This window comes from Alteromonas sp. MTD1, assembly GCF_042848195.1.
In the GTDB taxonomy this organism is placed as follows: domain Bacteria; phylum Pseudomonadota; class Gammaproteobacteria; order Enterobacterales; family Alteromonadaceae; genus Alteromonas.
Window position 1 is genome coordinate 64,548 of record NZ_BTGG01000004.1, and the last position, 25,716, is coordinate 90,263.

General features: G+C 43.7%; 23 protein-coding genes and 2 tRNA genes. 9 read left to right on the forward strand and 16 right to left on the reverse strand.

The features are described from left to right. Positions 1 to 118 precede the first annotated feature (118 nt). Positions 119 to 3,007, forward strand: a complete 2,889-nt coding sequence (locus tag ACGHAV_RS06370) for a TonB-dependent receptor domain-containing protein (RefSeq protein WP_390378624.1) — start codon at positions 119 to 121, stop codon at positions 3,005 to 3,007. A gap of 92 nt (positions 3,008 to 3,099) precedes the next feature. Here the strand turns inward: ACGHAV_RS06370 and ACGHAV_RS06375 are convergent, their stop codons facing one another. Continuing rightward, complete coding sequence (locus ACGHAV_RS06375; RefSeq protein WP_334012962.1) at positions 3,100 to 3,294, reverse strand: bacterioferritin-associated ferredoxin; 195 nt, start codon at positions 3,292 to 3,294, stop codon at positions 3,100 to 3,102. A gap of 337 nt (positions 3,295 to 3,631) precedes the next feature. Here ACGHAV_RS06375 and ACGHAV_RS06380 point away from each other — a divergent pair, with 337 nt between their 5' ends. Next, entirely contained in the window at positions 3,632 to 4,237 is a 606-nt protein-coding gene (locus tag ACGHAV_RS06380) for a peroxiredoxin C (protein ID WP_334012963.1), read from the forward strand. A gap of 128 nt (positions 4,238 to 4,365) precedes the next feature. On the opposite strand, the gene rnt is transcribed toward ACGHAV_RS06380, so the two are convergent. After that, positions 4,366 to 5,004 carry a ribonuclease T gene (rnt, locus tag ACGHAV_RS06385; protein ID WP_390378001.1) on the reverse strand — a complete coding sequence of 213 codons (639 nt, stop codon included), beginning with the start codon at positions 5,002 to 5,004 and terminating at the stop codon, positions 4,366 to 4,368. A 347-nt stretch (positions 5,005 to 5,351) separates the two neighbouring features. Here rnt and ACGHAV_RS06390 point away from each other — a divergent pair, with 347 nt between their 5' ends. Then, positions 5,352 to 6,224 carry an OmpA family protein gene (locus tag ACGHAV_RS06390; RefSeq protein WP_390378004.1) on the forward strand — a complete coding sequence of 291 codons (873 nt, stop codon included), beginning with the start codon at positions 5,352 to 5,354 and terminating at the stop codon, positions 6,222 to 6,224. 15 nt (positions 6,225 to 6,239) lie between these two features. Here ACGHAV_RS06390 and glpQ read toward each other — a convergent pair whose 3' ends face one another. From glpQ to ACGHAV_RS06455, 13 genes are all read right to left on the reverse strand, one after another. Further along, entirely contained in the window at positions 6,240 to 7,373 is a 1,134-nt protein-coding gene (gene glpQ, locus ACGHAV_RS06395; RefSeq protein WP_390378007.1) for a glycerophosphodiester phosphodiesterase, read from the reverse strand. Positions 7,374 to 7,418: 45 nt separating this feature from the next. Next, the gene (gene gloA, locus ACGHAV_RS06400) at positions 7,419 to 7,808 is read right to left on the reverse strand and encodes a lactoylglutathione lyase (protein WP_334012967.1); all 390 of its coding nucleotides are present in this window, start codon (positions 7,806 to 7,808) and stop codon (positions 7,419 to 7,421) included. Positions 7,809 to 7,921: 113 nt separating this feature from the next. Further along, positions 7,922 to 8,698: a hypothetical protein gene (locus ACGHAV_RS06405; RefSeq protein ID WP_390378011.1), complete on the reverse strand. Its 777-nt coding sequence runs from the start codon at positions 8,696 to 8,698 to the stop codon at positions 7,922 to 7,924. Positions 8,699 to 8,844: 146 nt separating this feature from the next. Beyond that, positions 8,845 to 10,263 (reverse strand): M20/M25/M40 family metallo-hydrolase, encoded by a 1,419-nt coding sequence (locus ACGHAV_RS06410; protein ID WP_390378014.1) that lies wholly within the window; start codon positions 10,261 to 10,263, stop codon positions 8,845 to 8,847. A gap of 218 nt (positions 10,264 to 10,481) precedes the next feature. Then, positions 10,482 to 11,195 carry an endonuclease III domain-containing protein gene (gene nth / locus ACGHAV_RS06415; RefSeq protein ID WP_390378017.1) on the reverse strand — a complete coding sequence of 238 codons (714 nt, stop codon included), beginning with the start codon at positions 11,193 to 11,195 and terminating at the stop codon, positions 10,482 to 10,484. Positions 11,196 to 11,298: 103 nt separating this feature from the next. Next, the gene (locus tag ACGHAV_RS06420; protein ID WP_334012971.1) at positions 11,299 to 11,991 is read right to left on the reverse strand and encodes an electron transport complex subunit E; all 693 of its coding nucleotides are present in this window, start codon (positions 11,989 to 11,991) and stop codon (positions 11,299 to 11,301) included. Then, positions 11,984 to 12,706: an electron transport complex subunit RsxG gene (rsxG, locus tag ACGHAV_RS06425; protein WP_390378020.1), complete on the reverse strand. Its 723-nt coding sequence runs from the start codon at positions 12,704 to 12,706 to the stop codon at positions 11,984 to 11,986. Before rsxG ends, ACGHAV_RS06420 begins: the two co-directional genes overlap by 8 nt. Beyond that, positions 12,706 to 13,794: an electron transport complex subunit RsxD gene (gene rsxD / locus ACGHAV_RS06430; RefSeq protein WP_390378023.1), complete on the reverse strand. Its 1,089-nt coding sequence runs from the start codon at positions 13,792 to 13,794 to the stop codon at positions 12,706 to 12,708. Before rsxD ends, rsxG begins: the two co-directional genes overlap by 1 nt. Beyond that, a complete protein-coding gene (gene rsxC, locus ACGHAV_RS06435; protein WP_390378627.1) occupies positions 13,791 to 16,028 on the reverse strand; it encodes an electron transport complex subunit RsxC in 2,238 nt (745 codons plus the stop codon). The genes rsxD and rsxC overlap by 4 nt, the downstream gene beginning before the upstream one ends. 5 nt (positions 16,029 to 16,033) lie before the next feature. Then, entirely contained in the window at positions 16,034 to 16,615 is a 582-nt protein-coding gene (rsxB, locus tag ACGHAV_RS06440) for an electron transport complex subunit RsxB (RefSeq protein WP_334012976.1), read from the reverse strand. Then, on the reverse strand, positions 16,615 to 17,196 hold the full coding sequence (gene rsxA, locus ACGHAV_RS06445) for an electron transport complex subunit RsxA (RefSeq protein ID WP_334012977.1): 582 nt from the start codon (positions 17,194 to 17,196) through the stop codon (positions 16,615 to 16,617). Before rsxA ends, rsxB begins: the two co-directional genes overlap by 1 nt. 192 nt (positions 17,197 to 17,388) lie before the next feature. Further along, positions 17,389 to 17,465 (reverse strand) — tRNA-Asn (locus ACGHAV_RS06450). Between the two features lie 27 nt (positions 17,466 to 17,492). Further along, a tRNA-Asn gene (locus ACGHAV_RS06455) sits at positions 17,493 to 17,569 on the reverse strand. A 1,040-nt stretch (positions 17,570 to 18,609) separates the two neighbouring features. Here ACGHAV_RS06455 and ACGHAV_RS06460 point away from each other — a divergent pair. The 5 genes from ACGHAV_RS06460 to ACGHAV_RS06480 all read left to right on the forward strand — a co-directional run bounded on the left by ACGHAV_RS06460 (position 18,610) and on the right by ACGHAV_RS06480 (position 24,082). Then, positions 18,610 to 19,986, forward strand: coding sequence for an MATE family efflux transporter (locus ACGHAV_RS06460; RefSeq protein ID WP_390378027.1), 1,377 nt, complete (start codon positions 18,610 to 18,612; stop codon positions 19,984 to 19,986). 10 nt (positions 19,987 to 19,996) lie between these two features. Next, positions 19,997 to 22,012: an excinuclease ABC subunit UvrB gene (gene uvrB, locus ACGHAV_RS06465; RefSeq protein ID WP_390378030.1), complete on the forward strand. Its 2,016-nt coding sequence runs from the start codon at positions 19,997 to 19,999 to the stop codon at positions 22,010 to 22,012. Positions 22,013 to 22,265: 253 nt separating this feature from the next. After that, positions 22,266 to 23,192, forward strand: a complete 927-nt coding sequence (locus tag ACGHAV_RS06470) for a LysR family transcriptional regulator (RefSeq protein WP_334012979.1) — start codon at positions 22,266 to 22,268, stop codon at positions 23,190 to 23,192. 131 nt (positions 23,193 to 23,323) lie between these two features. Beyond that, a complete protein-coding gene (locus tag ACGHAV_RS06475; protein WP_390378033.1) occupies positions 23,324 to 23,701 on the forward strand; it encodes a hypothetical protein in 378 nt (125 codons plus the stop codon). After that, the gene (locus ACGHAV_RS06480) at positions 23,702 to 24,082 is read left to right on the forward strand and encodes a hypothetical protein (RefSeq protein ID WP_390378036.1); all 381 of its coding nucleotides are present in this window, start codon (positions 23,702 to 23,704) and stop codon (positions 24,080 to 24,082) included. A 186-nt stretch (positions 24,083 to 24,268) separates the two neighbouring features. On the opposite strand, the gene queC is transcribed toward ACGHAV_RS06480, so the two are convergent. Beyond that, positions 24,269 to 24,925 (reverse strand): 7-cyano-7-deazaguanine synthase QueC, encoded by a 657-nt coding sequence (queC, locus tag ACGHAV_RS06485; protein WP_390378039.1) that lies wholly within the window; start codon positions 24,923 to 24,925, stop codon positions 24,269 to 24,271. 119 nt (positions 24,926 to 25,044) lie between these two features. On the opposite strand from queC, the gene queE reads away from it, so the two are divergent. Further along, the gene (gene queE / locus ACGHAV_RS06490) at positions 25,045 to 25,695 is read left to right on the forward strand and encodes a 7-carboxy-7-deazaguanine synthase QueE (RefSeq protein ID WP_334013260.1); all 651 of its coding nucleotides are present in this window, start codon (positions 25,045 to 25,047) and stop codon (positions 25,693 to 25,695) included. The last annotated feature ends 21 nt before the right edge of the window (positions 25,696 to 25,716 follow it).

Consider the following 25,716-nt stretch of genomic DNA (forward strand, 5'->3'; position numbering starts at 1 on the left):
CAAGTTAATAACGACACGCTATAACAAGTTTCGTGCGTGTATACGTGCGCGAATTTTATCGCTTTCATCCGACGCAGCCTTATCGCTATCTTCCCTACCGGGCTCTTCTTTACCGTTGATTGCATCTGCTTTATTTCTTTACGCGTGCTTGACTACACATGCTCTTGCGCAAACACAAAAAAGTACCTCTTCCTCAGCATTTACTTTTTCTATTCCTGCACAGGATGCAAATGAAGCACTAACAGAGTTAGCAAAGCAGGCGAACACGACACTTCTATTTCCATTCGATTTAGCGAAGCGCATAAAAACTAACGCACTTGAAGGTGAGTTCACGTTAAATCAAGCCCTTCAACAACTGCTAGAAGGTACCGAGCTTGCTGTTGTAACTGATGAAAGTGGCAAAGTAAGTATTCGCTCCAGAGCGTCATTAATAGCAGATAAGACACCGGAAAAGAAACAAACCAGAACCAATGAAGATAAGAGCTTTGGTTTGGAAAAAATAGCGGTGGTTGGTACACGCAGTTCACCACGAAGCGTAGTTGATTCGCCGGTGCCGCTTGACATAATCGACAGTGAATCTCTTGGCTCACAGGGAAATACTGACGTGCTGTCTATGCTTAGCACTATGGTTCCATCGCTAAATGTCAACGATCAGCCTATAAACGATGCCAGTAGTTTGGTGCGTCCTGCAAATCTTCGCGGTATGTCATCAGATCACACACTGTTGCTATTAAATGGAAAACGTCGCCATCGCTCTGCCGTCATTACGTTCTTAGGTGGAGGATTATCTGACGGCGCTCAAGGGCCAGACATCTCAGTAATTCCTGCCTATGCACTGAAGCAAGTTGAGGTGTTGCGTGATGGCGCGTCTGCGCAATATGGATCAGACGCAATAGCAGGCGTCATTAACTTCGTGCTCAAAGACAGCGCAGAAGGCGGCAGTGTTGCGTTAAAAGCTGGTGGTTTCTCAGAAGGTGACGGTGAGCTATTGCAAATTCAAGCCAATAAAGGTTTCGCATTAGGTGAAAATGGTTTCTTAAACGCTACCGCTGAATATCGACAGCAGCAGGGGACATCGCGTTCTGTGCAGCGTGATGACGCCATTTCACTGACGGCTGCTGGTAATACTTTTATTCAGAGCCCTTCGCAAATTTGGGGCGCATTGGATGTTGATGAAGACATAAAAATGGCGCTTAACGCTGGGTATGCGCTTTCCCCGTCTATAAAACTCTATAGTTTTGCTACCGCTGCTCAACGCGATTTAACGGGGGGCTTTTATTTTAGAAATCCTCAAACTAGGGAAGGGGTTTTTAGTAGAACAAACAATAAGACAGGCGAGCGTAGGCTAATTGTTGCCGATTTAGATGGGTTGGACAACGGTATAGCATGTCCTTCAATTTTGTTATCTGAAGGTAATGTTTTGAACGATCCAAATTACGCGCTGATTGCAGATAACCAAACTGCTTTGGGCAATAACTGTTTTGCTTTTAATGAATGGTTTCCTGGTGGTTTCACGCCACGCTTTGGCGGAACAATTACCGATGGTTCGATAGCCGTTGGCGTAAAGCGAGAGCTACCTCAAGGCTGGGCAATGGATGCAAGTGCTACAGTAGGGTACAGCGACATTGAGTACCGTATTTCACAAACAGTTAACCCGTCTCTTGGGCCTCTTTCACCTACCACCTTTTCTCCCGGTGGCGTGTCTCAAGTAGAGCGGACCTTTAATTTAGACTTCACCAAGCTTATTCAAACCGTGTTTGAAGACCCAGTTAGTATTGCCGTTGGCGCTGAGTGGCGAAAAGAAACGTATTTTCAAAAAGCGGGCGATGAAGCGTCGTATATTGCTGGGCCTTATGCCTTGGAGCCCCCGTTAGGGTTAACACAAGGCTTTTCAATTGGATCTAATGGTTTCCCTGGCTATCAGCCGCAGTCTGCAGGGCATTGGAGTCGCAATAACTGGGCGTTGTATGCAGACTTAGAGTTCTATTTAAACGAGGCTTTACAATTAGGTGTGGCAACGCGGGTCGAGCATTTTAGCGATTTTGGCTCAACATTCGATGGAAAGCTAAGTGCGCGTTACAAAATAGATGAAACATTTGCATTTCGAGGGTCTATCAATACCGGTTTTAAAGCGCCAACGGTAGGGCAGAGCAATGTTATTAACGTCACTACGGCTTATGGTCTGAATGGCCTTGAGGATCAAGCAACGCTGCCGCCTACCGACCTTATTTCTGTGCAGCTGGGCGCCACACCGCTTACACCAGAAGAGTCGGTGAATTTTAGCCTTGGTGCTGTTATGCAAATGAGTGAGCAGTTCTTCGCTACCATTGACTACTTCAATATTCGTTTATCAGACCGTATTAGCACTACATCAGCAATTCCCCTTACTGAAAATGATGTTGCAATATTAGTGTCTCAAGGTCGTGCAGACGCCGCAAACTACAATGCAGCAAAATATTTCACTAACGATTTTGATACTAAAACTCAAGGTATTGACGTCGTTCTGAACTATGGTTTTTTGTTGGGCGATTGGAACAACACACTACTACTAGCATACAACTGGACTGATACACAGGTTGAACGGGTAACGCTATATCCGGCGCTGGTGAATAATGAAATACAGTTATTGCCGAATTTGACGAGTGCTCGAATTCGTATGTTAGAAGATAATTTGCCGGCACATAGAGGAAGCCTTACACTTGAACAACGCCGCGATAACTGGTCAATGACTTGGCGATTAAATTACTTCGGTTCTTTTTATGAAGACCATCTCGATGCGTCGGCAGGGATGGATATATTTGGAAGTGCAATAACGACCTTCGATACCCAAATTGCCTGGCAATTTACGCCGACAACACGCTTTACCATTGGTGGTCAAAACCTGTTTAACACGTTGCCAGACGTAAACCCATTTCAAGGCGAAGTAGGTGCATTGTATCCACCAACATCTCCAAGTGGCATTAACGGAGCATTTTACTATTTAGGGCTAGAACACAGTTTCGAGTAGGCAATTAGGTGCTACGGCACTTTTCTATTTGATGAGAATCGAAGACTAGTAATAGAGGGATATGATGCTGCGCAGAGGCCGCGAGTGTTAAACTAGCCTACGTTTTTAAAGAGTGATTCGTCAACAATGGTTTGGTCAATGATTTGTTGAGCCATTTGAATGCATTTCCCGCACTGTGAACCCAGCTCAAGATGCTGACGTAACTCACGCATATTACCCACACCGTTTGTTTCCACAGCGGCGCGAATAGTTTTGTCTGTTACCCCGTAACACATACACACAAACATTAAACGTACTCCAAATGAATCTGTAAATGATAATAATTGTTATTCATATAAATGGCAAGTTTCTTTTCAATGAAAATTGAATGGAAATTATACTTTCAGCAAAACCTACCGTAGATGGATGTAGCAAATAATGTGTTTTTTTCATTAAAATCAAAGCTAGTTTTAATAGGTGTTGTTCAATATTGGTACGATCAGTAAAAAAAGGCATTTTTTGTTGTTGTTATTTTTTATTTAGTACCTATTTCATCACCCAGCATTATTCTAAAAGCATGCTTTAGTGCATTCGTGCGAAACAAGTATGCAAATTATTACAATCCAAAAATAAACGGAGAGACTCATGAGTGTATTAGTAGGCCGTCCAGCGCCAGATTTTACTGCTGCAGCAGTACTAGGTAGTGGTGAGATCGTTGACTCATTCACGCTTAGCGAAGCAATCAAAGGCAAAAAAGCGGTTGTTTTCTTTTATCCACTAGACTTCACTTTTGTATGTCCTTCTGAGCTAATCGCGTTTGATAAGCGCTTTGAAGAGTTCCAGAAGCGTGGCGTTGAAGTTATCGGTGTATCAATTGACTCTCAATTCTCGCACAACGCCTGGAGAAACACGCCAGTAAATCAAGGTGGTATTGGTCCAGTTAAGTACACACTAGTTGCTGACGTTAAACATGAAATCTGCCAGGCGTACGACGTTGAGCACCCAGAAGATGGCGTAGCGTTCCGTGGTTCATTCCTAATTGATGAAGACGGCCTTGTTCGTCACCAAGTTGTTAACGACCTGCCTCTAGGCCGTAACGTTGACGAAATGCTTCGCATGGTTGACGCGCTAGCGTTTAACCAAGAGCACGGTGAAGTTTGCCCTGCAGGTTGGACTGAAGGTAAAGCTGGTATGGATGCGTCACCAGAAGGTGTTGCTAAGTACTTGTCTGAAGAAGCTGACAAACTGTAAGTCACTTTCTAAAAAGATAAAAAACAGCGCCTTTCGGCGCTGTTTTTGTTTGTAGGTTCTGTATGTAAGATGCGTTTTTAACGTGTCTCTGCCATTTAATATGCTAGCTAATAACTCATTATAAAAGTTTAGCTTTCTTCTTCGGCCAGCGGCCAACCACCAAGCGCTTTGTAGCGATTCACCATGTAACAGAATAATTCAGTTGTTTTCTGCGCATCGTACAACGCACTGTGGGCTTCACTTTGGTCAAAGGCAATACCTGCAGCGCGACAGGCTTTTACAAGCACTGTTTGGCCTAACGCGAGTCCTGCTAAGCTTGTAGTGTCAAATGACACGAATGGGTGAAATGGTGTTCGCTTAATGTTGCATCTATCAATAGCAGCATTGACAAAGCTTTGGTCGAACGTGGCGTTATGAGCAACAATAACCGAGCGTTGACAGTCAGCGTCCTTTTGCGCTTTTCTAATGCCTTTACACAAGGCTTTCATAGCTTCACTTTCTGCAATTGCACCTCGAAGCGCGCAGTGTGGATCTATTCCGTTAAATTCCAATGCCGCCGGCTCTAAATTTGCGCCTTTAAAAGGATCAATGTGATAGTGAAAAGTCTGATCGGGATGTAAATCACCTTGTTCATCCATTTTCACGGTAACCGCAGCAAGCTCTAACAGCGCATCAGTTCCCGCGTTGAAACCAGCGGTTTCTACATCTATAACTACCGGAAAATAGCCTCGAAATCGTTGTGATAAAAGCGGTGGGTTTGAAGACATAAACACTCTTATAAATTTGGTCTGTACGGCGAAGGTGACTATCGAATACGAAGCCAGTAAGATGAATCTCTAATTATCGCAAGTATGGTGGTGAGATACTAGTTTGAATTTGAACATCCTACTTCAACCCATTAAGAATGTTTTAACGCCGGCGTTTGTTAAAGTTAATATGAAGTAATGGTATTAAACGCTAAACTTTTCTACAGTTCGGGCGATAGAATTACTAGAGCGTGTTGACCTTTGCGGTACACTTTGCTGCAAAAACGTACCGAAAAGGTCAACATGCTCTAATCTAGTGGTTTTCACGCCGGTAGTTTGTTTTCCGTTATCAATGTGAGTTTCTGGTTATGGTGTCGAAGTTAAAATACATTGCGCTTTTAAGTTTAGTGGGGTCGTTATCGTCCAACGCCGCCATGCGTCAATACTCGGCTACTATTGAAACCTCTAATTGGATGGTTACAGACAACTCGCGCCTTCAGTGTACCTTAAATCACCCCGTACCTGGTTACGGTGATGCCATGTTTACCAGTGTTGCATCGAAAAAGCTGAACATGGAATTCGAGCTTGATATGCAATTACTTCCCAACAAGTTCGATGTTGCCGCAGTGTACTCAGTTCCTCCTTCATGGATGCCAGGCGTTGCGCCTAAAACCATTGCCGATATGTCTTTGCGTAAGCAATACAACGGCGACCTTGGTCAAGACGCCGCATGGACAATGCTTTCGGAATTAGAAAAAGGTTTTTGGCCAACGATTTATTATCAAGACTGGTATAACAAATACGACAAAGTGAGCGTGGCGCTTAATGCAAGCAACTTCACGAGTGTTTATCGAGAATTTGTTCAATGTGTGTCGAATTTACTGCCTTTTAGTTTTGATGACATCTCGTATACCGTTCTTTCTTATCAGAACAACAGTACTGAGCTGTCAAAGTACTCGCAAAAACGATTAACGATGATTGGTGAGTACTTGAAAGAGGACGCTGAACTTGAGCTTGTCTTGCTGGATGGCTATACCGACAGCTATGGTGGCCGCTACAATAATGAACAGCTTTCTATAAGACGAGCCAACGAGGTGAAAAATTACTTAACAACACTTGGTGTTCCTCAAGACCGCATTAAGCTTACAGGGCATGGCGAAAAGCGTCATATTGCGCCTAATGACACTCGTAAAAGCAGGGCACAAAACAGACGCGTTGTTGTGCGTTTGTCTAAGTCTTAGAATTTCATCTCAACACTATTGCTGGGCATTTCTCCATATAACAATGGCTGGTGTGTGATCGGTAAACACGCCGTCCACTTTTATCACGTGTTTTAGCGTATCTAAAAGCTGTTCTGGTGTCATACTACCTGGAAGTGCGTCTTGACGGAATGTATATGGGTGGATCGTTAGTGCATTAGCATGGGCGTGTTCTAGCCAGGATGCCGCTTTAACATTGCCTGTATCTAAAGCGGTTTTATCGAATAACTGACCAAGCCAAGGGCCAATGCCATCGGCATATTCAGCAACAGTGTCCATTCCTGTTTTCGATCGGATCCAATTGTAGTCAGTGTCACTCTCGCCCCATTCATTTTCACCAATTAGCATCACTAATTTTCCCTTATACGCCAATTGGTTACGAATTCGTTTCACTTCGTTAAAATCGAAACACTGCAAAAAGCTATTGCCATCGGGGCTGCTAAAACCATATTCATTAAGCGTATCGATAACTATTGCAGACGCATCAACCCCTTCGTCTAAATGGAATTTTGGCGATTTAACTTCCGGATAAACACCGATATTTTTATCTAACTCGCGGTTCAGTTCACGAATAAGCTCAAAATGCTCCTCTAGCGTCGCAATGGTGAAATGTGCAACTTGGCCTTGATAGCGCTTTGCGAAGACTTGTTTTCCGCTTGAATCTGTTCGCTCGTGTACGCGTAATTGCTTTAACTCATTTAGCGTAAAGTCTCTTGCATAAAAGCGGCCGTCATCTCTGTGACGTGTTGGAAAAACATGCTCAACATTGGTAACGGTCTCAAGGTGGATATCGTGCAGCACTACAGGCGTATTGTCTTTTGTGATTACAACATCTTGTTCTATAAAGTCAGGCCCTTGAGCGAAAGCAAGGGCTGTGGATGCAAGAGTATGCTCGGGAAGATATCCGGAAGCACCACGGTGGGCGATAATAGCAAAGTGATTTTGCAAAGCGGTGCTTGCTGGCGAATTATTTTCCTGCGTTGATGAAACTTCGCCTTTAACAGCAGTTGCGTTTACGTTAGTCTCTGCGCCAGCGTTCGTGCTTACGGCAGTTAACGATATAAATCCGCATAACAATGAAGTCGATACTATCGTGCGAAAAGCGAGTCTGCTATTTCTAACTAAGTTCATCAAGCGTATCCTTACTTTGAAAAAATAAAAGGCGGCAATATTGGCCTAGAGCGATTTATTTTGAATGAGTTCAATAGCGTAACCGTCTGGATCTCTAACAAATGCGATGACTGTAGAGCCACCCTTAACCGGCCCCGGCTTACGATATACGTCTGCACCACTTTGCTCTAACTTTTCACAAAAGGTGTAGATATCGTCTACCTCAATGGCGATATGACCGTATGCTGTGCCTTTGTCGTAAGTATTCTCGCCCCAGTTATACGTAAGCTCTAACACGGTACTGTCAGCCTCATCGCCGTAACCTACAAACGCTAGCGTATATTCGTACTCTTTATTGTCTGATTGGCGAAGCAAACGCATGCCCATTAGCTCAGTATAAAAGTGTAACGACGCGTCCAAATTTTCGACGCGTAACATAGTGTGTAACATTCTCATTGCAAACTCTCCCTCATTACAAGCCCTCTCTCAATGCGAGCCCTTAGAAATAGATAAAAGTGTGCTAGATGATACGCTCAGTGTATGAATATTTCGAGTCAGGGCAGGGGAAATTAATTGCTGTATTCGCAAGCAGGATGGTTTGCAACAGCATATGAAGCCATTTGGCCGAGAAACATTTGTTGTGATTCAGAAATATCGAAAGAGGTGTCTGGTACAGTGAGTTCAGCCGCATGGCCCGTAATAGTTTCGTAAATAACTAAAGCGGTAAGGAAACTTCCTGCTAATACCGCATGGTTTCCATCGTTAGCGTGCAGCGTTATCTCTGGGTTTATTGTTAAAGCGTGCTCCCATGCGTAGCCAATCGGTGCCACGCAAGCACCAGTTTGTAGAGCAATATTCTCGTGAATATTGTGGATATAGTCTGTTTCTTGAGGTGCGTTTATCTGCGCCCATTCAGGAAACATAATGGGCAATGCTTTGGCATTCTGCGCGGCCTCGATTAACGTAAGCGCGCCTGTAATCGGGTATTCAATTTGAAAGCTTTGGGAGTATTTTTGCCCTTGAAGCACTGCATGAGTCCATTTGCCCGAAGCAACATTATTCAGTGTGCTACTCGAATCTGCATGGTCTATTAAGAAACCACTTGCCGGAATTCGCTCTACCACTATTGATTGGGTTGGCTGATTATTGCGAAGTAAAGTTTCTAATAATGCTGGTAGGCCATTTGCCGCAGTGTGGCTGTTTCCCATCATCAGCACGGCAATGTCAGCTTCAGGTGAAGGAGATGTTGATTCACCTTCGTTAATTGACGACGAAGATTGCCCTGAGCCGCATGAAGATAGTGCCAACACAGAAACCAATAAAGCAGGCAGTAAATAGAGTCGCATAGATGTCCCTTTCTTTTCTTCCACTGTAAACAGCATGCTGCACTATTGCAAATAAGCGCTAGTGCAAACACAGTGACGTAATCACAACAAATAAAAAAGGCTAAGATTATCAATTTAATCTTAGCCTGTAGCGTTGCTAACTTTGATTATTTACTTGGCTTAAGTGACACATCACTGTCAGCTAGCAAGTATATACTCGCAGCGTATGCAGCAATATTTTGCGCAAGTTCGTCAGGGTCTATTTTGTCTAGCGTATCATCTGGCGTGTGGTGCAAATCAAAATAGTCATGGCCATTTTGATTCAGCCTGATAGTAGGTACACCTTTCGCTGCCAGCGGAATAATGTCAGGGCCGCCACCAACCACGTCAGAGCCACCACGCACTATACCAAGTGGAGATAGAATCTTTGCTATGTCATCTACCAGCATTGTTGCTTGCGGATTAACGTTAGATACGATTTGCCAGATGGTTTGTGCACCGAAATCTGACTCAGTAGCTAACACGTGGTTTTCAAGATTGTTTTCATGTTGCTTGGCATAGGCAAAAGCACCAAGCAAGCCAACTTCTTCAGCACCAAACATAACAACACGGATGGTGCGTTTTGGGCGCTCTGGTAGCGATGCAATAAGTGCCGCTGCCGCAGTGGTAATGGCAATGCCCGCGCCGTCATCTACAGCACCTGTACCTAGGTCCCAACTGTCTAAATGGCCGCCAATCAACACTATTTCTTCAGGTTTCTCGCTGCCTACCAAGTCAAGGATCACGTTACCGCTGTTTACCTCGCCTTTCCACTTCGACTCTGAATGCAGTGACAATGAAATAGGTTTATCTAAATTATGTAAACGACGTAAATGATCGGCATCTGGGTTTGAGATGGCAATAACAGGGATTTCAGCCCATTTGTCATCATTTGAACTCATCATGCCCGAGTGAGGGAAGCGGTGTGAGTCAGAGCCTACAGAGCGTACAACAAGTGCTTCAGAACCACCACGCTCGGCATGCTGCCAGCCTATTCGACGGCGCATGTTTGCTTGACTATAGCCAGCGCCTGTCTGGCTCTTTACCATGGCGTCGCCATCAACAAACGCCACTTTACCTTTTAGCGCGCCGTCTTTTACTTCTTTAAGTGCGTGAATATCGCGAAAATAAACAATGTCTGCATTAATTTCTTTTTCTGAAGGTGCTGCGCCGCCTAATGCTGTGCCATAAAGCGGTTGCACGTAGGGTGATGTCATTGTTATATGAAGGTGACCTCGGTCCCAAAACGGCATTGAAAACTCTTCAATACTCGCGTTGTCGAAGCCTAGTTTTTTACCTAATGAGACGCCCCAATCACGTGCACGTTTCTCGGCCTCTGAACCACCTAGCCTTGGACCTACTTCGGTCGTAAGTGACTCAACAATGCTGTAGCCCAAGTCGCTATCTAACGCTTTTTCAATAAGCATTTCGGCGTTTTGTCGTTGCTTGTCTGTAATCAGTGATGTTTTTGCAAAAACGCCAAAACTAGCTGCACTCATTAATGCACCAATCGCTAGGTGTTTAGCGACAGTATTCAATCGAGACATGTGCTCTCCGTGGGTTATGTTTTTAATTTTAGTTGTGAGTATTAGGTTTTACGGGCACATCATAGCCAATTTACTCGGTGCTTTCGAGGTAAACCATATGCTTGAATGGTAGGTTAATCGCAAAAGTAAAGCACGCGCGAAGGGGCGTGCATAAATGGTAGGTACTGAAATTTGTTAGAACGAATGTATTTACTTTTTGCTGATTGTATTGTGAAAAACTACTTTCGCTTTTTCTTTAGTGCAGCTTTTGCTTTTTTCTCTTGCTCTTTAAGTACTTCATTAATGAAGCTTTTACGTCCGTATTCGCGAGTAATTATGCACTTGTTTAAATCAAACCCTCGTGCGGGACAATATTCTCTACCATAAAAAATAATTTGTAGATGAAGGTCGTTCCATTTTTCACGCGGGAATAAACGTTTTGCGTCGCGTTCTGTTTGCTCTACGCTTTTGCCATTCGACAACCCCCAACGATACATCAGCCTATGTATATGCGTATCAACGGGGAATGCAGGTATACCGAAACCTTGAGACATGACTACCGATGCAGTTTTATGACCAACGGCAGGCATAGCTTCTAGCGCTGCAAAGTCTGCAGGCACTTCGCCATTGTGTTGTCTAATAATCATATCTGAAAGGTGCCAAATACCTTTAGATTTCATAGGTGATAACCCACAGGGGCGGATAATGTCTTGAATTTCTTCAATACTCATCTGCACCATGTCGAACGGATTGTCGGCACGAGCAAACAGCTTCGGCGTTATTTGGTTTACCCGTTCATCTGTACATTGTGCTGAAAGCAAAACGGCGATAAGCAGCGTGTATGGATCGGTGTGGTCTAACGGTACTGGCACCTCAGGGTAAAGTGATTCCAATATGTTAATTATCGCCTCTACTTTTTCTTGTTTTGAAATAGGCTTAACAAGGGTAGTCATTAATCACGTTCCGAATTTTTGTTTACTGTTTTAACGATGCTTAATACACAACTTATACGTTGGGTTATCGCTTTGAAATACGTTGCAGAATACATGCTAATGTTTAACTTTCCGCGGTTACTCTCACGCGCTCTGCTTTCACTGTGGTCACTTCTGCTTTTTTGGCAAGCTTCGCATCAATTATATTTTTTATGGCAATCAGTAAGCCCATGCCCAAAAATGCACCGGGCGGAAGAATTGCCAGCAAAAATGGTGCGTCGGTCTCAAATAACGTAATAGTCCAGTTTGTTGCAATATCGCCAAATAACCGGTCTGCACCAGCAAACAATGTGCCTGCGCCTAATATTTCACGCATGCCGCCTAACACCACTAATACTGCGGTAAAACCAAGGCCCATCATAACCCCATCGTAAGCCGCAGCCAGAGGCGCGTTCTTCGATGCGAAAGCTTCGGCACGTCCAATAATGGCGCAGTTAGTAACAATAAGGGGGATGAAAATCCCTAATGCAAGATACAAGTCGTAGGTGTAGGCATTCATTAACAGCTGAACAATGGTTACAAATGATGCAATAATCATTACGAAAACAGGAATGCGTATCTCGTTTCTCACTATATTACGGACCAAAGACACGGTGACGTTACTTCCTACTAATACCAGCAATGTTGCAATACCCAAACCTAGTCCGTTAATAAAGGTAGCAGTAACCGCAAGAAGAGGGCATAGGCCCAACAGTTGAACAAGAGCAGGGTTGTTCTTCCAAAGACCTTGTAAAGATAAGTCTCGAAAATCAGTCATTTTGCTCCCCTTCGTTGGTATTAATGGGTTGCTCGTTTGTATCAATAACATCTGTATCAATTACATTCGCGCCTAGTTCTTCGTCGCCCGATGCACATGCATTAGGTGCGTTGAACATCTGTGCTTGATTATGATTAGTGAAAGCCAGTGCTCGTTTCACTGCGCCCACTACCGCGCGAGGAGTAATGGTGGCACCCGTAAACTGGTCAAACTCACCGCCGTCTTTTTTAACTTGCCACTGCTTCGTATTGTCGCTGCTAAATTTGCGACCAGAGAATGATTTAATCCAGTCACTTATCGCCAATTCTACTTTATCACCAAGACCAGGGGTTTCTTTGTGATCAACTACACGCACGCCAAGCACGGTCATTGACGTATCTACACCAATAACCATATCGATGTTTCCGCTATAGCCATCAGGTGCCGTGGCTTCCAATATTAGCGCGCTGGGTTTACCTTCAAGGCGTGCTCGATATACTTTGTGTGTAGATTGCTCCCCAAGCTCTGATGCGTCTATAAGTGCACAATCAGCGTACAAGGCATTATCGTGATAGCGTTTCGGTACTACCTCATTAAGCACGCTAAGCAGCTTTTGCTTACGCTGCTGTTCTATTTTTTCTTCTGTGCCAAAAAAAGTCAGTGCGATAAGTGCCGTGGTAACAACGGCAAACGCGCCTAGCATGGTACCGTTTTTAACTAAACTTTCTTTCATCATTACGAACGGCCTCTCGCTTTACCTTTAACTGTTTTTCCATAAACGCGCGGGCGAGTGTAATAGTCGATAAGTGGCACAGCCATATTCATTATTATTACGGCAAATGCGACGGCGTCTGGGTAAGCGCCAAATGTACGAATAATAACAATCCAAAAACCAATTGCAGCGCCGAAGATAATACGGCCTTTCGGTGTAGTTGAAGCCGACACAGGATCGGTGGCAATAAAAAACGCACCTACAATAACTGCACCGTTGAATAAATGGAAAAGCGGCGAAGCATAATAGTCTGCATTTATAAGGTGCATGAGAAGTGCGCAAACAAACACGCTTACAATCATGCTACCTGGAATGTGCCAGCTAATAACTCTTGTTTTTACAAGGAACAAGCCGCCTAGCAAATATGCAAAGCTCACCCAACCCCAGCCTGCACCGACAGCGTCAAAGAAACTTCCTTCAAAAATAGGACTGTTTAAAGATTCACTGTATGTAACACCTTGCGTAAGGTCAGTTTTAAGGGTGTCTAATGGTGTTGCCATTGTTACGCCGTCAGCCACTGTTTTAAGTTGTGTTACATCATATCCGCTGGTGGTGAACCCGGTAAAAATCAGTGACAAAGCGTCAAAGAAAGTGGGTACTACCTCTGCATGTGTTGCAGGTGGAAGCCAAAGGCTCATCGCCGCAGGAAAAGAAATAAGCAGCACAACATAGGCAATCATTGCGGGGTTAAAGATGTTAAACCCTAGACCGCCGTATATTTGTTTCGCTACTGCTATTGCAAAGAAAACGCTGGTTACAGTCATCCACCAAGGTAACGTCGGGGGAATACTAATAGCAATTAATAAGCCTGTTAACACGGCGCTGTAGTCGGTAAGTGTTCGCTCGACAGGCTTATTTCGAAGCGCAAGAATAACGCCTTCGAAAATCAGAGCACTTGTTACAGCAATAAGTGATTGTATAAGTACACCCCAGCCAAAAAAGAATGACTGCGCTAGTATGCCGGGAACCATGGCGTAAATAACCAAGCGCATAACTTGGCCAGTATCGCGCTTAACCCGCTGATGAGGTGAACTAGACAGGCTTAATTTCATTCGGGTTTATTCTCTCTTTCTAACTCTGCTTTTGCTGCTTTTTTCGCTTTAGCTTTGGCGACGGCAGCTGCAATGCGTGCTTTCTTGGCATCATCAGCATCGGGCTTCACAGCACTTTCGTCCTTAGGCTCGTTGCTAAGAGAAGCTGTAGCACTTTTTATGGCGTTGGTATTGTCGTCGCCAGACGTTTGTTGTTGTGCGGCCTTTTTCGCTTTTGCTTTGGCAACCGCGGCCGCAATGCGTGCTTTTTTCTCGTCATCCGCATTGATGCTTGCAGTACTATCGCCTTCGTTTTTATTATGCTGCGGCTGCGTTTTTTCAGGTGCGTCTGCTTGCTGTGCTGCTTTTTTAGCTTTCGCACGAGCAATAGCTGCGGCAACCTTTGCCTTCTTCTCGTCCTGTTCGCTGACATGCTCAGGTGCTGTTGCAGCGTTCGATATATCTTTCGCATCAGCAGACGAATTATTCGCAGTGGCTTCAGATTGCTCAGACGATTTCTGAGCTTGAGCGGCTTTCTTAGCCTTTGCTCTGGCAATTGCCGCCGCTACCTGTGCTTTTTTATCATCAGCTGGTGTATTGCTTGTGTCATGCGCGTTACTTGGTTCTGCGTTTTTGGCTTCCCCAGCATTTGCTTGCATCGATGCTTTTTTCGCTTTAGCACGTGCAAGTGCGGCAGCTACTTTATCTTTTGCATCACTCGGTGCTGGACTTGTCTGTTTTTCGCTTGTCGCGACTTGTTCTTTGGCTTTATTCGCCGCTAGTCGTGCTTCTTTTGCTTTTCTATGTTTCTCTTCACGCTCAAGCTTCTCGCGCTCTAGTCTTGCGTTGCGTGCTTCAAACCGTTGTTTCGCTTTTTCGGCTTTATTTTTCTCGTCACGCTGTAAACGAATTTCTGATTTTGCCTGGCGATAATAATGAACAAGTGGAATTTCGCTTGGGCACACATAGGCGCAGGCGCCACACTCAATACAGTCGAACAAGTCATATTCTTCTGCTTTGTCATATTCTTTGGCTTTCGCATGCCAGAACATCTGCTGAGGTAACAATGAGGCAGGGCAAGCATCTGCACATGCGCTGCAGCGTATACATGCGCGCTCTGCGTTATCGTCTACAAGCTCTTTCTTAGCAGGCACCAGTAAACAGTTGGTGGTCTTTACCACTGGAATTGTGGCGTCAGACAGCGTAAAGCCCATCATGGGACCACCCATAATAACCTTTGGCGTTTTCTGTTTTTTGGTATTGTATTGCGCTTCTTCAAGCAAATGCGATACAGGTGTACCCAGCATAGTTTTGAAATTACGAGGCTTATCGACTGCTTCACCTGTTACAGTCACTATACGTTCTATCAGAGGCTTACCGTGTAGAATGGCGTCAGCAATTGCGTAGCAAGTGCCTACGTTAAACATCATCACGCCAACGTCTGCAGGCAAACCGTTTCGTGGTACCTCGCGCCCAGTAAGCACTTGAATAAGCTGTTTTTCACCGCCCGCAGGGTATTTTGTTTCAACGCTTACTACGCGATATTCTGCTTTGTCTTGGCACGCTATATTAAGTGCTTGTAGCGCCTCAGGCTTATTATCTTCAACGGCTACGATAATGGCTTTGGGTTCGATGAGGTGCGTTAAGATATCTAGGCCTTGTCGAATTTGCCATGCGTGCTCTCGCATCAACCTATCATCTGATGTGATATAGGGTTCGCATTCAATGCCGTTTAATACTAAAAATTCTACCGGCTTCGACGTCGATGTTTTTATGTGAGTCGGAAAACCTGCGCCGCCCATACCAGAGATACCGGCTTGGCATATTCTTGCTACAAGGTCGCTTTTATCTTGTGCTGTGTAGTTTGTTGTAGGCTCCAGAGCACACCATGTGTCTTTTCCATCTGGCTTGATAGAAATACACATCTCCGTAAGACCGCTAGGGTGGGCAACCACATGCGGCGCAATAGCCACAACTTCGCCGGATGTAGGCGCATGAACTGGCACTGAAAAAGGCGATGAACTTTGCGACAGTATTTGCCCTTTTAAAACATGATCACCCACCTCAACACAACAAACACCATCAGAGCCAATGTGTTGTCGTAATGGAATTACTAATAAAGAAGGAATTGAAGGTGTAGCAATACTCTCTTTATTCGACAGTGATTTTTTATCGTCAGGGTGCACACCGCCAGGGAAGGAATATGTTTTCCCTGCATTTAGGTTCTCAATAATTGAATCAAAACTAGGATACATCACAATTACGACACCATTTTTACGGGAATATCGCCCTTAGGCGAATCTGAGAAGTCCCATTTCCACGTAGACGTAGTTTGGGTAATAGGTACCATATCAATACAGTCGACAGGGCAGGGGTCTACACACAAATCACACCCCGTGCATTCATCAGTAATTACAGTATGCATGTGTTTAGCGGCTCCCAATATAGCGTCAACTGGGCATGCTTGAATGCATTTTGTACAGCCTATACATTCATCTTCGCGAATGAATGCCACTTTCTTAACGTCTTCTTCGCCATGAGCTGCATCGAGCGGCTTTGGTTCTACGCCCATCAGGTCTGCTAACTTTTTAATTGTTGCTTCACCACCAGGGGGGCACTTATTTATATCGTCACCCTCTGCAATAGCTTCTGCATAAGGTTTGCAGCCAGGATAACCACATTGACCACATTGTGTCTGTGGAAGAACTGCATCTATTTGTTCAACAAGAGGGTCGCCTTCTACTTTAAAGCGAATGCTGGCATAGCCAAGCGCAAGCCCAAACGCCAAAGCAAGGGCACCAATGGCAATTACAGCAAATAATATTGCGCTAGAGATCGTCATTAGAATTTCACCAATCCACTAAAACCCATAAATGCCAAAGACATTAAACCGGCAGTAATCATTGCAATGGACGCGCCTTTAAAGGCTACGGGTACATCTGCAGCTGCAAGTCGTTCACGCATTGCTGCAAACAATATGAGGACTAGAGAAAACCCTACCGCAGCACCAAAGCCATATATTAGGCTTTGCATAAAGTTGTGCTGTTCAGTCAGATTCAATAGGGCTACACCCAAAACGGCACAGTTTGTGGTAATAAGAGGTAAAAATATACCTAATAAACGGTAAAGAGTAGGGCTAGTCTTGTGCACTACCATTTCGGTGAACTGCACTACAACCGCGATAACTAATATGAAGGCAAGCGTTCTTAGGTAGCCAATACCTAAAGGTGCAAGTAAATAAGTTTCAACTAGATAACTAGACGCTGAGGCAAGCGTAAGCACAAAGGTTGTCGCCATCGACATACCCATAGCGGTTTCAAGTTTGCTAGAAACGCCCATGAAGGGGCATAAGCCAAGAAACTTAACCAGTACAAAATTATTAACCAGTACTGTGCCTATCAATAGCAGTAAAAATTCAGTCATGAATAACGCAATTCCTTCGAGGAATTTTGACGGACTACGCCCGTATTTAAAAAGAAAAAACCGATGTGGCCTATTATCCCTTTTTAGAACGGGTTTAACAACTTGATTGAATTAGGGTTATTTAATGTCTTTCAATGTGCTTTAGGGATGCAAAAAATAGAGGGTAGGGAGTGAGTGTAGAAGCCAACTAAGTGGCTCCCCCTCCCCGACTCGAACGGGGGACCTGCGGATTAACAGTCCGTCGCTCTAACCAACTGAGCTAAGGGGGAATCGACACCTAAGTTGTTTGCTGAAGTTGGCTCCCCCTCCCCGACTCGAACGGGGGACCTGCGGATTAACAGTCCGTCGCTCTAACCAACTGAGCTAAGGGGGACCTGTGCTTCAACGGAGGCGAATATTAAAGACGTACTAGTAAACTGTCAACAAGATAAATGAAATAATTGTACTGACTGCGCAAAAAATAGCTTTTTACGTGTTTTGTGCTTAATTTGTCGCCAAAAGGCTGAAAGTAATGGTTAATATCTAATCATTATTGCGAAGTGGCGATGTTTATCTACTTATATTAGATGCGCAAAGTATTAAGCTACTGTTTTAAGCGATATATCTCTATATACGTTCAGGCTATAACTAAATAGAATAAAAAAAAGCTTTTATACTGTTGTTATATACAGCCTTTAATATTACTGTAACCTGTACCTCGGCATTGAAAGGTTAGTCACCACTTACCAAAATATTTTGTATGAGGGCACAAAATGCCGCCAAACATGGTCTTGCGTTAGTTATCCACTAAATCTGTGGATAACTATGTTGATAGGTTGGATTAGCTTAAAAGAATCTGTCGATCACATAGAACTTGATCTCGCAACACAAACATAGAATTAAACAAAAAAGTATTTTAAAACAAAAGTTTGGGTTGTTTTTGGTGATCGCCTGAAACGATCGGAATTGATCGGTTGAACAATTTTTAGCTTGTGTGTTAATTCAACGAATGTTTAAAAGCTATTCAAGAAAATCCGCTATTAACGTCAGGGTGTTACAAATGGTTAACATTGTTGCGGGTTTAGCATACGCATCTTGTTGATAGTTTTTATTAGGATTAAACCAGCTATCCGTTAATTAAAACTGTCACTTTACGGAAACGTAACTGTAATGTTTGATTTTTAAACAAAGTTAAAGGTCACAACACAAAAAAAGAGGTTTTAACTCACTTCGAACAGAATTAAGAGAAGTGGGGGCGTTAATACAAATGTATTAATGTTGTAGCGTCAGTGCTCCTATTTACTATTTCGTTTATCGATAAGTCGTAGCCAAGCCATGCTGTCTCTTTTACACTTATGCTCCTTGGTGAAATGTGCACGAGTGGCTTCCGCACTTTTCACGTTACTTATTCTATATCCACACACTGAGGTCTTAGTGACTAAACGCAATGTAACGCAACGTTCTTCCGACTTACTTGAGGGGGACATAAGCTCAACACTCCGAAAAATGACCATCCCAATGATTTTGGGCATGGTTATGATGATGAGTTTCGGGTTAATTGATACGTTTTTTGTCAGTTTATTAGGTACTGACCAGCTTGCTGCCATTAGCTTTACCTTTCCCGTTACGTTTACCGTTATAAGCTTAAATATTGGTTTAGGGATAGGTACATCTGCAATTATAGGAAAGCTACAAGGTAGTAAAGCACTTACAAAGTCGAAGCTATATGCCTCAGGATCACTAATGCTGTCGGTGATTTTGGTTGGTGCATTGGCGCTTATCGGATTATTTACCATCGAGCCTACTTTTACGTTACTTAATGCATCTCAGCAACTTATGCCTTACATTTCGGATTACATGGGGCTTTGGTACTTATCGAGTATTTTTCTTGCCATGCCGATGGTGGGAAATAGTGTGTTAAGAGCCTGCGGTGACACAAGAACACCAAGTATCGTTATGGCCACCGGTGGTGGATTGAATGCACTATTGGACCCTTTATTTATATTTGGTTTTGGACCTATTCCTGCCATGGGTATACAAGGTGCAGCACTTGCAACTTTCATTGCTTGGATAGTTGGCGCGATTTGGATTTTATATATTCTTGCGGTTAGAAAGAAATTAATGCTGCCGAGGCTACTTACAATGGCTGAGCTGCGTGAAAGTAGCCGTGAGATATTAAAGATTGGTTTACCCGCAGCTGGAGCTAACATGTTAACCCCTATAGCCGGCGGTGTGATGACAGCGGTTGTCGCAAGCTACGGAGCAGAAGCTGTCGCAGCATGGGGCGTGGGTAACCGTATGGAATCTATCGCCAGTATTGTTGTGCTGGCACTTTCAATGACTTTGCCGCCTTTTATTAGCCAAAATATGGGCGCGGGTAATATTGAACGCGTAAAGCAGTCATATACGTTAACGCTTAAGTTCGTACTTTTATGGCAGTTCATTATTTTCCTCGTTATGTGGGGATTGTCGTCATGGATTGCAGTGGCGTTTGCTAAAGAGAAAGAGGTAAGCGAACTTATCCAGCTATTTCTGATGATAGTGCCTTTAGGGTATGGCATGCAGGGAATCATCATTCTAACTAACTCTTCACTTAATGCGATGCATCGTCCTATAAGCGCGTTAGTGCTAAGTATCATCCGCTTATTCGTTTTCTTCGTACCAATCAGCATTGCTGGCAGCATGCTTTTTGGTCTGAAAGGGCTGTTCGTCGGTAATGTTATTGCAAATATCGTTATGGCATGCATTTCTTTCATTGTATTTAAGAAAGCCGTTGCGCAGTTCGACTCAAAAGAAGTCAAAAGTTTATAAGGTAGTGTAAATGAGTAGAGGGTTTGAACTTCATTCGAAGTATAAACCGGCTGGTGATCAACCCGCCGCTATCGAAGCATTGGTAGATGGGTTAGACAGCGGTCTTGCAGGGCAGACATTATTAGGTGTTACCGGTTCAGGTAAAACCTTTACGATGGCAAACGTAATTAAGGAAGTTCAGCGCCCAACGCTTATTCTTGCTCACAACAAAACACTGGCGGCTCAGCTTTATGGCGAAATGAAAGAGTTTTTTCCCAATAATGCTGTAGAGTATTTTGTTTCTTACTACGACTATTATCAACCCGAAGCTTATGTTCCAAGTACAGATACCTTTATAGAAAAAGATGCATCTATAAACGACCATATCGAGCAAATGCGTTTATCTGCTACCAAAGCACTAATGGAACGTCGCGATGTTGTGATTGTGGCGAGTGTGTCGGCAATATACGGTCTAGGCGATCCAGAGTCTTACATGAAGATGCTACTTCATTTGCGACAGGGCGACACAATGGATCAGCGGGATATTTTGCGAAGACTTGCTGAGCTTCAATATAAACGAAACGATCTTGCGTTTGAACGGGGTACATTTAGGGTACGCGGCGATGTAATTGACATTTTCCCTGCGGACTCTGAGAAGCAAGCGGTTCGCGTTGAACTGTTCGACGACGAGATTGATAAAATTAGCCTGTTCGACCCACTCACTGGTGCGGTTGATAAATCGGTGATCCGCGCTACGGTTTTCCCTAAAACACACTATGTAACGCCGAGAGAAAAAATTCTTAACGCTATCGAGCATATAAAAGAAGAGCTTGGCGATAGAAAAAAACAACTGCAAGAGGCAAATAAGCTTATCGAAGAGCAGCGAATTTCACAGCGAACCCAATTTGATATTGAGATGATGATGGAGTTGGGATACTGCTCGGGGATCGAAAACTATTCTCGCTATCTGTCTGGTCGTGCTCCAGGTGAGCCGCCTCCGACGTTACTTGATTACTTTCCAGCTGACGGTTTGATGTTCATTGATGAATCTCACGTTACTGTATCGCAGGTTGGTGCTATGTATCGTGGCGATAGGTCGAGAAAAGAAACGCTAGTTGAATTTGGTTTTAGACTGCCATCGGCGCTAGATAACAGACCGCTGAAGTTTGAAGAGTTTGAGCAAATATGCCCGCAAACTATTTATGTGTCGGCAACGCCGGGTGACTACGAACTTAAGAAAACTGACGGAGAAATAGTAGAGCAAGTTGTTCGCCCTACAGGGTTACTAGATCCAGTAATTGAAGTAAGGCCAGTAGCAACGCAGGTTGACGATGTGCTCTCTGAGATCAAAAAGCGTGTTGAGCTTGATGAGCGGGTGCTTATAACAACGCTTACAAAACGCATGGCTGAAGACTTAAGTGAATACTTGAACGAACACGGCGTTAAAGTGCGCTATCTGCATTCTGATATCGACACCGTTGAGCGCATTGAAATAATCCGCGACCTTCGTTTAGGTAAATTTGATGTATTGGTTGGCATCAACTTATTGCGGGAAGGTTTGGACATGCCTGAAGTTTCCCTTGTCGCTATTTTAGACGCTGACAAGGAAGGTTTCTTACGTGCAGAGCGCTCACTCATTCAGACCATTGGTCGTGCGGCGCGTCACGTGAACGGTAAAGCAATTTTGTACGCCGACAGCATTACTAAGTCAATGAAAAAGGCCATGGATGAAACCGAGCGTCGTCGCGAAAAGCAAATGGCGCATAATGAGGCAAACGGTATAACGCCAATGCGTCTTAATAAGCCTATCACAGATATAATGGACTTAGGCGATAGCGCGCATCCTGCTTCAGGTAAAGTGAAGCTGCGCAAAGTAGAAGAGAAGAAGAAACAGCAAAAAGCAGCAAGCGCAACTGAGTTGATGGACCAAATTGCCGAATTAGAAAAACAAATGTTCGAATACGCTCGTGAACTTGAATTTGAAAAAGCGGCATCAATGCGTGACGACATTGAAGCATTACGAAAACAAGTCGTTACGCTATCGTAGTATTAGCTGAAAGATAAAACGTCATTTAATACAATAAAAGCCTCACACTGTACTGCTGTTGATAGCAGTACAGTGTGAGGCTTTTTTGTTGATTTTAGTTTCGTATTCAGCTGAATAACAAAAAAATTCAATTTTCACCGCTTTTCATGGTGCTTTTGAGTCGAAAACCAATAAATTGTCGTTGTAATACAACAGCGAGTTTCATATAGTCTACGATGAGTATCAATAACTATACCTATAAACAGGTGCTAACATGCTAAATCGTCTTCAGGAGTCGGATATAAAGCTACTGCGTGTGTTTTACGCTGTAGCAAGCTGCAATGGATTTACTGCGGCAGAACCCGTGTTGCGCATGCAACGCCCCAATATCAGTGCAGCTATCAAGAAACTCGAAGAACGCCTAGATTTAGTGCTTTGTCATCGCGGCCGAGGCGGTTTTCAGATGACCAAAGAAGGCGAAGTGGTTTTTCAAGAAACTAAACGTATTTTCAACGCCTTCGATAATTTCGTATTTAACTTGAAGTCGCTTCACGATGATTACTCAGGCCATATAACGTTAGTACTTATGGCTGGCCTTCCACTGTCGATGCACCTTGCTGTAAGTAAAGCGGTTAAAAGCACGATGAAAAAGTTTGACGACATTCACGTCAATATTCAAACACGCTTGTACAATGAAGTGGAACATGTTGCGTTGTCTGGTGAATGTCACTTAGTCGTATCGACCTATGATATGGTAAAGCCAGAGTCTGTGACTTTCCATCCTATCGGTATTGAAACCAAAGGCCGCTTGTATTGTGCACCAACGCACCCGCTAGCGAAATACAGAGATAGCGACTTACCTGATGGCGTGAACATTGAAGATTATCCTGCCATCGGTATTTCTGGCCTCTCATCGGCTAATTATATTGAAGACGAGTCGCGACTTTCTATTCAAACGTTTTCTGATTCATTCGATGCTGCAATGTCAGCAATTATGACAGGTGAATATGTAGGTTTGCTGCCAGACTATATGGCTAAAGAGCAGGGGGCGGCGTTGGGTTTAGTACCTATCGCTAAAGGAAGCCTATTCAACTTCGGTCATGAACTGTTTGTGATGAACGGCAAAAACACGCGCCTTAACCCAGTATTACGTCACTGCATTAAAGAGCTAACGTATTTTATTGCTGAAAGTCAGAAGTAATAAATACATACAAACGCACAAACCCGATTGCAGAGTTTAAAGCTCTGTCATCGGGTTTTTCTTTTAACGCTTTTTGCTTTCAACATACTGACAACTATGCGTATATTTCACGCCTTTAAGCTTCGAACACGATGAAAGATATTAGCGTATTTTTCACTGTGAAGTTCATGGCGTTCTCGGTGGGCCAAATAAGTTGTTTTTTGCTTCACCAAACCTTCTCTTTACCTAGTGTGCTGAGCGCGGCTATTATTGGCTTTGCCGGTAGCTTTATTCCAAAGTACCAATTTGTAAATTCCCATCCTCGTGCTGCTGTTTATGCTGGAGCCTTTGCGGGCATGTGTACATCTGAAGTTATCCAAAACGTCAATGAGCTGCTTTTTGTCAGTACTATGGGGGCATTGCTTTACACAGCTATGAGGCAACACCTAAATGGCGTTGGAGGTAAACTAGGCGCAATAGCATTTAGCGCAGTTGCCTTGCTTTTACTGTTAAAAGGTGTGGTGAGTTAAATGTTGGTTTTGCTTTCAGCGGTCTGTGGCGCACTTATTACTTTCCATTTATCAAGTAACAAAAAGTGTGATTCAGTAAGAGCGAGTAGTGGTTCAAGTTTACTGTTTTATATCGCTGTGTGGTGGTGGTGTGGCGCGGTAGAAGCCAATCTTTATGGAGCAGTATTTTTTGGTGGAAGCTTTGTTGGAATGACTTCGCCAGTACGGTTGTCTATTACTGGCGTTGTTGGTGCATCAATACTATTCGCAGGCTTATTTGTTACTGTACTGCCACATCTTGACGGGGTAGGAGGCGCATTAGGTGTGTGTGCTTTTACCTGCGTCTCGATAGTAAGTGGCTTGAGTTACTGTTTGAACTACTTCTTCAAACGTGACAGTTGAAAAGCGTCATGTTGATGCTTCAGATTGATATGCAATTTTGAAACGTAAGAGTGGCAGCAAGAATAACTACGTGATAGCTTTTGCTTTAGCATTCCTGACTGCCTTGAAACGGTGACTGCCTTGAAACGCCTCGTTTTGATGCGCAACTGCATAAACAAGGCATTTCAAAAAAGCATTTAGGCGAGTTTATTCGTATTCAAGCGGGTCAACTGCATTATTGTCTTTAAACGCTTCTAATCGTTCTTCGCATGCACCGCATTTACCGCAGGCTTTTTCTCTACCGTTATAGCAGGTCCACGTTTGCGAGTAATCTAAGCCCATTTTCAAGCCATCTGTTAATATGGCGGTCTTGCTATCATCAATATACGGCACCATAATCTCAACAGGTGTGTAATTAGCTATACCGCAAACATCATTCATTCTATGCACAAACTCAGGCCTGCAGTCGGGGTAAATAGCATGATCACCAGAGTGTGCCCCGTAATAGACTTCCTTTGCTTCAAGGCTAACTGCGTACCCCACGGCCAAAGAAAGTAAAATCATGTTTCTATTGGGCACTACCGTTTGTTTCATACTAGGCTCTTCATAGTGGCCTTCAGGTACTTCTATATCCGACGTAAGTGCTGAACCACCAATTAGGCTGTTAATGGCGCTTATATCGACAATTTTATGAGGTACGTTTAGTGAGTTACAAACCTGTGCGGCATAATCCAACTCTTTCTTGTGACGCTGACCATAATTAAAGCTTAACGCATGCACTTTTTTGCCAGCGCGAAGTGCTTTGTGAAGCACAGTAAAGGAGTCCATGCCTCCTGAATAGATAACAACAACGTTTTCTGACATAGTTTTTTCAAGAATTAATAAATTATGCCCGAATTTTATGTGATCCTTGGTAAAATCCCAACATACATTCGCAAAAGGGGTTTAAATTGTCGCTATTAACTGCGCTAAACATCAATGAGATGTTTGAAACTATTCAAGGTGAGGGTGCTCATACAGGTATACCTTCCATATTTGTTCGCTTGCAGGGTTGTCCCGTGGGTTGCCCTTGGTGCGATACAAAGCACACTTGGGAAATAAAAAGTAATTTAAGCATTCCCGCCAAAGATGTTATTGCAAAAACAGAAGAATCTGAAACCTATTTTGTTACTGACCCTCAAGACTTATTGGCGCTTTTTGCTAAAGAAGGATACGTTGCAAAGCACGTGGTTATTACAGGCGGTGAGCCGTGTATGTACGATCTGCGTTCTCTAACTGCACTGCTGCATGACAATGGTTTTTCTTCTCAGATAGAAACCAGTGGCACATTTGAGATATTTTGCGACAGCAGAACGTACGTGACGGTATCGCCAAAAATTAACATGAAAGGTGGCTTTGAAGTGCTTAAGAGTGCGCTTGAGCGAGCAGACGAAATTAAACACCCCGTTGCTATGCAAAAACACATTGATGAGCTGGATGCTTTGCTTGCAGATGTGCCAAATATAGATAAAAAACAAGTGTGTTTACAACCAATTAGTCAACAGCCTCGGGCAACTGAACTAGCGGTACGTACTTGTATTGCTCGCAACTGGCGGCTATCTTTACAAACACATAAATATATTGGTATTGAGTAATACAGTACTGTTCTAGCGTTG

What these genes read in the sequence shown, in the direction of transcription:
- ACGHAV_RS06475 (WP_390378033.1), top strand. Translation starts at nt 23,324, where the DNA reads ATGAAAGATATTAGCGTATTTTTCACTGTGAAGTTCATGGCGTTCTCG.
- ACGHAV_RS06410 (WP_390378014.1), bottom strand. Translation starts at nt 10,263, where the DNA reads ATGTCTCGATTGAATACTGTCGCTAAACACCTAGCGATTGGTGCATTA.
- rsxD (WP_390378023.1), bottom strand. Translation starts at nt 13,794, where the DNA reads ATGAAATTAAGCCTGTCTAGTTCACCTCATCAGCGGGTTAAGCGCGAT.
- ACGHAV_RS06390 (WP_390378004.1), top strand. Translation starts at nt 5,352, where the DNA reads ATGGTGTCGAAGTTAAAATACATTGCGCTTTTAAGTTTAGTGGGGTCG.
- ACGHAV_RS06405 (WP_390378011.1), bottom strand. Translation starts at nt 8,698, where the DNA reads ATGCGACTCTATTTACTGCCTGCTTTATTGGTTTCTGTGTTGGCACTA.
- uvrB (WP_390378030.1), top strand. Translation starts at nt 19,997, where the DNA reads ATGAGTAGAGGGTTTGAACTTCATTCGAAGTATAAACCGGCTGGTGAT.
- rsxA (WP_334012977.1), bottom strand. Translation starts at nt 17,196, where the DNA reads ATGACTGAATTTTTACTGCTATTGATAGGCACAGTACTGGTTAATAAT.
- ACGHAV_RS06380 (WP_334012963.1), top strand. Translation starts at nt 3,632, where the DNA reads ATGAGTGTATTAGTAGGCCGTCCAGCGCCAGATTTTACTGCTGCAGCA.
- nth (WP_390378017.1), bottom strand. Translation starts at nt 11,195, where the DNA reads ATGACTACCCTTGTTAAGCCTATTTCAAAACAAGAAAAAGTAGAGGCG.
- ACGHAV_RS06470 (WP_334012979.1), top strand. Translation starts at nt 22,266, where the DNA reads ATGCTAAATCGTCTTCAGGAGTCGGATATAAAGCTACTGCGTGTGTTT.
- ACGHAV_RS06480 (WP_390378036.1), top strand. Translation starts at nt 23,702, where the DNA reads ATGTTGGTTTTGCTTTCAGCGGTCTGTGGCGCACTTATTACTTTCCAT.
- queC (WP_390378039.1), bottom strand. Translation starts at nt 24,925, where the DNA reads ATGTCAGAAAACGTTGTTGTTATCTATTCAGGAGGCATGGACTCCTTT.
- ACGHAV_RS06375 (WP_334012962.1), bottom strand. Translation starts at nt 3,294, where the DNA reads ATGTTTGTGTGTATGTGTTACGGGGTAACAGACAAAACTATTCGCGCC.
- rsxB (WP_334012976.1), bottom strand. Translation starts at nt 16,615, where the DNA reads ATGACGATCTCTAGCGCAATATTATTTGCTGTAATTGCCATTGGTGCC.
- gloA (WP_334012967.1), bottom strand. Translation starts at nt 7,808, where the DNA reads ATGAGAATGTTACACACTATGTTACGCGTCGAAAATTTGGACGCGTCG.
- rsxG (WP_390378020.1), bottom strand. Translation starts at nt 12,706, where the DNA reads ATGATGAAAGAAAGTTTAGTTAAAAACGGTACCATGCTAGGCGCGTTT.
- queE (WP_334013260.1), top strand. Translation starts at nt 25,045, where the DNA reads ATGTTTGAAACTATTCAAGGTGAGGGTGCTCATACAGGTATACCTTCC.
- glpQ (WP_390378007.1), bottom strand. Translation starts at nt 7,373, where the DNA reads ATGAACTTAGTTAGAAATAGCAGACTCGCTTTTCGCACGATAGTATCG.
- rnt (WP_390378001.1), bottom strand. Translation starts at nt 5,004, where the DNA reads ATGTCTTCAAACCCACCGCTTTTATCACAACGATTTCGAGGCTATTTT.
- rsxC (WP_390378627.1), bottom strand. Translation starts at nt 16,028, where the DNA reads ATGTATCCTAGTTTTGATTCAATTATTGAGAACCTAAATGCAGGGAAA.
- ACGHAV_RS06420 (WP_334012971.1), bottom strand. Translation starts at nt 11,991, where the DNA reads ATGACTGATTTTCGAGACTTATCTTTACAAGGTCTTTGGAAGAACAAC.